This is a genomic window from Streptomyces sp. NPDC005752 (assembly GCF_040630715.1).
Classification (GTDB): domain Bacteria; phylum Actinomycetota; class Actinomycetes; order Streptomycetales; family Streptomycetaceae; genus Streptomyces.
The window spans coordinates 48,165-54,647 of sequence record NZ_JBEXYB010000047.1; the positions used below are offsets into that span (position 1 = coordinate 48,165).

General features: G+C 72.3%; 6 protein-coding genes. 3 read left to right on the forward strand and 3 right to left on the reverse strand.

The features are described 5' to 3' along the window. Entirely contained in the window at window positions 1-714 is a 714-nt protein-coding gene (gene hemQ / locus ABZ441_RS30020; RefSeq protein WP_358979890.1) for a hydrogen peroxide-dependent heme synthase, read from the forward strand. A gap of 281 nt (window positions 715-995) precedes the next feature. On the opposite strand, the gene ABZ441_RS30025 is transcribed toward hemQ, so the two are convergent. From ABZ441_RS30025 to ABZ441_RS30035, 3 genes are all read right to left on the reverse strand, one after another. Then, window positions 996-1,772 carry a TIGR04222 domain-containing membrane protein gene (locus ABZ441_RS30025; protein ID WP_358979892.1) on the reverse strand — a complete coding sequence of 259 codons (777 nt, stop codon included), beginning with the start codon at window positions 1,770-1,772 and terminating at the stop codon, window positions 996-998. A 118-nt stretch (window positions 1,773-1,890) separates the two neighbouring features. Beyond that, window positions 1,891-2,940 (reverse strand): TIGR04222 domain-containing membrane protein, encoded by a 1,050-nt coding sequence (locus ABZ441_RS30030; RefSeq protein ID WP_358979894.1) that lies wholly within the window; start codon window positions 2,938-2,940, stop codon window positions 1,891-1,893. A 5-nt stretch (window positions 2,941-2,945) separates the two neighbouring features. Beyond that, window positions 2,946-4,238, reverse strand: a complete 1,293-nt coding sequence (locus tag ABZ441_RS30035) for a DUF692 domain-containing protein (protein ID WP_358979896.1) — start codon at window positions 4,236-4,238, stop codon at window positions 2,946-2,948. Window positions 4,239-4,873: 635 nt separating this feature from the next. On the opposite strand from ABZ441_RS30035, the gene ABZ441_RS30040 reads away from it, so the two are divergent. Both ABZ441_RS30040 and ABZ441_RS30045 read left to right on the forward strand, forming a co-directional pair. Further along, window positions 4,874-6,226: a family 43 glycosylhydrolase gene (locus ABZ441_RS30040; protein WP_358979898.1), complete on the forward strand. Its 1,353-nt coding sequence runs from the start codon at window positions 4,874-4,876 to the stop codon at window positions 6,224-6,226. Between the two features lie 41 nt (window positions 6,227-6,267). Further along, on the forward strand, window positions 6,268-6,483 hold a 216-nt coding region (locus ABZ441_RS30045; protein WP_358979900.1), incomplete at its 3' end, for a hypothetical protein.

Consider the following 6,483-nt stretch of genomic DNA (forward strand, 5'->3'; position numbering starts at 1 on the left):
ATGAGTGCGCCAGAAAAGCTTCCGAACGCAGGCAAGAAGGCCAAGGACCTCAACGAGGTCATCCGCTACACCCTGTGGTCCGTCTTCAGGCTGAAGGACGTCCTTCCGCTCGACCGCGCCGGTTACGCCGACGAGGTCCAGGAGCTGTTCGACCAGCTCGCGGCGAAGGACGTCACGGTCCGTGGCACCTACGACGTGTCCGGTCTGCGGGCCGATGCCGACCTGATGATCTGGTGGCACGCGGAGACCTCCGACGAGCTCCAGGAGGCGTACAACCTCTTCCGGCGCACGAAGCTGGGCCGGGCCCTGGAGCCGGTCTGGTCGAACATGGCGCTGCACCGCCCCGCCGAGTTCAACAAGTCGCACGTGCCGGCCTTCCTGGCCGACGAGACCCCGCGCGACTACATCAGCGTGTACCCCTTCGTGCGCAGCTACGACTGGTACCTGCTGCCCGACGAGGACCGCCGCCGCATGCTCTCGGACCACGGCAAGATGGCCCGTGGCTACCCCGACGTGCGCGCCAACACCGTCGCCTCCTTCTCGCTGGGAGACTACGAGTGGGTGCTCGCCTTCGAGGCCGACGAGCTGTACCGCATCGTCGACCTCATGCGTCACCTGCGGGCCTCCGAGGCGCGGCTCCACGTCCGCGAGGAGGTCCCCTTCTACACGGGCCGCAGGAAGTCCGTCGCAGAATTGGTGTCCGGACTCGCATAGCCAGCGTTTCCGGTCATCCCGACCCGGAAGATCAGTTGGCGGGCAACGGCGTGTGTGACGCCGCCCGTCGTTCCAGCGACACCGGGTCCGGTGCCGGGTACACATCGGCCGACGGCCGGCGAACGGTCGCGGTCTGCGGGGGAGTCAGCCATTCCTCCCCGCGGACCGTCTCTCCTCGCCGGGTCCGGCCGATGTGTCCCGGGCCGCACAACTCGATATGACAGCACCAGGGCCGCACCCATGTGGGCGGCCCTGGTGCTGTGCTGTCTCCGACCGACGGATCAGACCCCCGACCGTGCCCCGCTGAGCATGGCCGCTCTCAGGTCCGGGTCCTCCAGGGCTCCTACGCCCCGCACCGCCACCGCCGCCAGAAGATCGCGGTCCGCGCCGCGCGCCGGTGCCGGCAGTGAGTCCAGCCAGTGCTGCCCGGACGGGGAGGCCCACGGGCTGTAGGGGTGGTTCTCCATCCGGGCGATGGCCAGGCAGCCCAGCGTCAGCAGCAGCGGCAGCCCGAACCAGGCGGCCACCGGACCCGCGTGGCCGGCCCCCTGACCTGGCATCAGCATGGCCACGGCCGCCAGGGCCACCACCAGCACCACCGCGCCACGCACCGCGCGTGCGGCCGATTCCAGGCTCGTCCGGGTGCCGTGCGGTACGGCGAGCCCCGCCGTCACCAGGCGGTCGGCCAGGGCGCGTACGGTGTCGGCCGTCGCGGCGGCGGCCCGGAGAGGGGCTATCCGGGACTGCCCTTCCGGGCCGATCGCGCGGAGCACGGTGCGTTCGACCTCGTCCCGCCCCTCCGGGTCGACGACCGTCGCCCAGCCCGTGTGGGCGAGCAGTAGTCGGCGCCGCAGGTGCATGGAGACCAGCGCCAGATCGGCCACCCGCTGCGGTCCGCCGGCCAGGAACGCCGTTTCGTACAGATTGAGTTCGGGGGAGGCTGCGGCCCCGGCGGTGCCGGGCGGCCGGTGGGCGGCACCCGCGGTGACGAGGCACAGCCGGGTGCAGGTGACGGCGGCCGCACCCCACGCGACCAGAAGGAGCATGACCCAGAGCATGGCCGAGTTCTATGCGAGACCGGCAGGGAAGCGCCATGGCCTGTTCACCATATGGACGCATCTCGGTCACAGGTGGTCATCGGTGGCCGGATTCGTGCGCCCGGCAACTCCGCGCGGCTCAGGAGCTGCTGCCGCAACTGGATCCGCCGCCGCAGCTCGACCCGCTGCTGCAACTGGACCCGCTGCTGCAACTGGACCCGCTCCCACCGCCGCAGCTCGACCCGCTCCCACCGCCGCTGCCGCAGCCCGACCCCGAGCTGCACGTGGATCCCGTTCCCGAGTCGCCGCCCCCGCCGGCCGAGCCTCCGCAGCTCCCGCCACGGGGACTCGTACCGGCGCACCACGCGACCGGTACGAACGCGGCGCCGGTGCCCGATGCGGAGGACCGGGAGCCCGACCTGGTACGCCCTGGGGGTCGTTGCCGTGCGGCGGCCACCAACTGTCCCTGCAGCTCCGGGTCGGGGAGTGCGCGCAGCCCCGACGTGGCCACCACGTGGGCCGGGTCGGTCAGATGGGCGTTGGCCGTGCGGTAGTCGTCGGCGGCCCTGCGCCCGGCTCGGGTGAGCCGTGCCCTGCCCGCCGCCGCGGTGCTCAGACCGACCACGACCCCGGTCAGGAGCGCCGGCAGCACCTTCACGATGAAGGGGAACGGGGTGTCCGTGTACCCGTCGTGCTGGACGTACTCGGAGATGGTCAGCGCGATACCGACCGGGAAGCCCAGGAAGCACCCGACGAACAGCGTGCGCGCCCAGACCCGCCGCCGCCGGCTCTCGCCGGGTGCGACCAGCAGGCCCCGGGCGGCGAGACCGTCGCCGATCTCCTGCACCGCCGGGTGCCGCATCACGGCCTCCCGCAGGGTGTGCAGGGCGCCGCTCGGAGCCGCGGTCAGCTCCTGGAGCACCGCGCGTTCCACCGAGTCATGTGCCTCGTTCCGCAGGACCGCGACGATGCCGGGGCCACCGACGGCCAGCCGCCCGTCCGCGTGCATGCGGGTGAGCGCGGTGTCCACCACCCTGGCGGGGCCGCCACTGAGAAATGCTGCCTCGTACAGGTCGTGCACGTACGCCACCGAGCCGCTTCCCCGCGCAGCGGAGCTGCTGGTCGCGATGATCAGAAGCGTCGAGGACACGGCCACGGCGAGTGTCAGCAGAAGGGCGAGCGCGTTCATCGGGGTCACCTTCCCAGGAGGGCGGTACGGGCGGCGTGGACAAGGCGGGCGGCGCGGCGCGGCGGACGCGGCCCGGCCCGGTCCTGCCACCAGCGGGTCAGACGTCGCCTGGAAGCCTCGTCGGCCGGTTGGCCCGAGACCAGGAGCTGCTCGGCGAAGCCGAGGGCGTCGCGGCGGTAACCGGCGGACATCGGCCTGTTTTCGGCGTACGCGAGGAACGCCTTCCGGTAGCCCTCGCCGAGGATTTCGGCCAGCTCCGGTGCGACCATGGCGACCACGTCGGCCCGTTTTCCGGCCAGGGCACGGCTCTGCACCCCGAGGCGCCGGTGGTCGAAGCCGTCCGGCGCCGGGGTGCCGGCCACCAGGGCCGAGAGCAGCGCGGTCTGCGCCGCGGCGGTCCGGTCGCGGGCGCCCGCGGGGCGGACGCCGGGCTCCAGCGGCGGGGCGGGCCGCCGTCGGCCCTTCGGCGGAGCGCCGGCTGCCGCGGCCAGCGTGCCGCGGATCGCGTTCAGTTCACCGGCCAGTTCCTCGGCCGGCGGGAAGTCGTCGTCGCGCTCCAGCAGGACCCCCGGCGGGTCGACGCGGGAGCGCAGCTGCGTCAGGACGTCCAGCACGGGGCGTGTCACCGGGTGGGCGTGCGTGTCGTGCCAGACGCCGTCCTTCTCGACGCCGCCCGCCACGTGGACGTACGCGATGGCCTCCACCGGCAGTTCGTCCAGCGCGGTCGCGGGGTCCTCACCGCGGTTGACGTGGTTCGTGTGCAGGTTGGCGACGTCGATCAGCAGCCGCACGCCGGTGCGCTCGACCAGCTCCGCGAGGAACTGCCCCTCGGTCAGCTCCTCGCCGGGCCAGGAGATCAGCGCGGCGATGTTCTCCAGGGCCAGCGGGACGGGCAGCGAGTCCTGGGCGATCCGCACGTTCTCGCACAGCACGTCCAGAGCGTCCCAGGTCCGGGGCACCGGCAGCAGATGTCCCGCTTCCAGCACCGGTGACGCGGTGGGCGGACCTCCCGCGCGTACGAAGGCGATGTGCTCCGTCACCAACGGCGTGCCGAGCAGCTCGGCCCGCGCGGCCAGGCCGGCGAGGCGTCCGGGATCGGGGCGGCCGGCTCCGCCCAGGCCGAGCGCGACCCCGTGCGGGACGACCGTGACCCCGCGTTCCCGCAGGCGCACGAGGGACTCGGGGAGATGGTCCGTGCAGAGGTTCTCCGCGACCGCCTCGACCCAGTCGATACCCGGCAGCGCCTCGACGGCGTCCGCGATCTCCGGGCGCCATCCGATACCGATTCCCAGCTTCATGATGTCCCCTCCCCGTTCTGTGCAGGGGTCATGGCCCCGTCAGGCTCCTCCGAACCCGGAACAGGGGACGTTCAGAGCTCGATTTGAGGTTCCCGGACGGTTGCGGGCTGGGACGTTATTCGATCGTGATGTCCCCGGCGTGCCCGTCGGCACCCCATCGACCTGCGGAGACGGGTGAGTCGCGGATATGCCGACGAGCCGGACACTCCGGATTAATTCTGCGGTCCGTTGACGGAGATCAACAGGGGTTCGCATGCTGATCGACATGCCATCCGAGGACGGCCCCACGGCACGCTTCCGGCGGGGCGCGACGAGCGCGTACCCGAACTGCCGGTCAAAGCCGCCGTGTCCATACGGAGCGGCGGCGCCGACCCCGCCGGGCCGTCCCGGACGACTCCGTGCGGAGGCTCGGATTCCGTAGCCCGCGACGCCGTGACGTGCCGCCACCCGGTCCGTCCGGCCGGGGCGCCGGCGTGCGGTGGAGCGGCCGGACGCGGACCACCGGAACCGCAACCGGACCCGGCGGTCCGGCATGCCCGCCGAACGGCCCTCCCGGAGGGCCCCGGGCTCCGGACCTCCCGGACTCCGGACCTCCGAGTTCCGGGCTTCCCGACGAACGAAGGAGAACGTGACCGATGACCAGCACCGAGAACAGGCCGCAGCTCGGCCGGCGGTCCCTGCTGTCCCGCGCCGCCGGAGTGGGAGCGGCGGCGGCACTGCCCGTGGCCGCCGCGCCCGCGGCGCAGGCCGCGCCGGCTCCCACCGCCGCCGCTCGGGCCGCGGCGAAACGACGCCACCCGGCGAACTGGCCGGACCCCGAGCCCTACGGCCTGGCGGACACCCGGCCGGACCTGTGGCCCCGGGAGGACAACTCCTTCGTCCTCCCGCTGGAGCTGCGCCCCCGTGACAGGGAGCGCGGAGTGGTCTGGATGCGGGACACCTACGTCAACTGCTTCGTCGTCGACGGCAGTCCGCTCTACGTCGCCACGGGCACCACCCGCGTACCCGGACTCGAAGCGGCCGGCCCGTGGAACGACGGCATCTTCGTCTGGACCGCCCGCTCCCTCGGAGGCCCGTGGAGGCTGGCCGACACGACGGGAATCCGGCCCGGGGCGGAGAAGGGCAAGGTGTGGTCACCCGAGTTCACCGACGAGAACCGGCCCGGGCGCACGGTGGTGGCTCCGTGGCAGGAGTACTGGTACGACGAGCAGTTCGGCAAGCGCGGCCAGGCGTGGGCCCCCGAGCTGCACCGTTTCCGCGGGAAGTGGTACATCGTCGCGTGCATGGGTGACCACTCCGAGAAGGTGGGCTCGTTCATGCTCGTGAGCGAGGGCGGGGTCGAGGGCCCGTACAGGCTCGTCGAGGGCAACCTGGAGAAGCCCTTCGGGGACTCGTTCATCGGGGGGCCCGGCTTCATCGAGCCCGGCGCCTACCACCACATCGACGGCAGCCTCTACTCCGAGGGTGACGACGCGTGGCTGGTGCTGCACAACAACCTGTACGCGAAGTTCCGCGACGACATGGAGGACATCGTCCCGACGACGGACCTTCCCGCGTTCGAACAGACCCCGTACACGCCGGAGCCGTACCTCGAGGGCGCGTACGTCTTCAAGCACGGGGGGAAGTACTTCCTCCTCCACGCCGCATGGGACTGGACGTCGGTCAATGCCGACGGCACCTCCCGCCAGGCCTACGACCCGGGCGGCACCGGTCGCGTGCGGTTCCAGTACGACGCGGTCGTCGCGGTCTCGGACAGCTTCGAGGGCCCGTACTCCGAGCGCTGGACGGCCGGTGTCGGCGCCGGCCACAACAACTTCTTCGAGGACTCCGACGGCAGGCTGTGGGCGACGTTCTTCCGCAACCCGAACTTCGGGTACTGGTCGAACCCGTCGCGTGTGGCCGAGGCCGCCGTGCCCGGCGTCGTACGGGTGGAATGGACCGGCCCCAAGGGCAACCGCCTGTACGTCGAGCGCCGGGACCGCCACTGAGCCCTCGCCCCGGACGTCGCCAAGGCTGGGGCAGTGGGGCCATGGTCGGTGGCACCGGGCGGGAGGTGAACGACTGGTCGCCGCTCGGAGTCACCGGCACCGGGACCTGCGGGACGGTGCCGCCGCCCCTCGCCGGGTGCGCGCTCGGCCTGCTGTCCCGAGGCACCACAGGCTCCCAAACATCCCACCGCACCCCGTACAACGGCCGCCCACCAGCCGACCCCACCGACACCGGCCGCAACACCAACTCATCCACG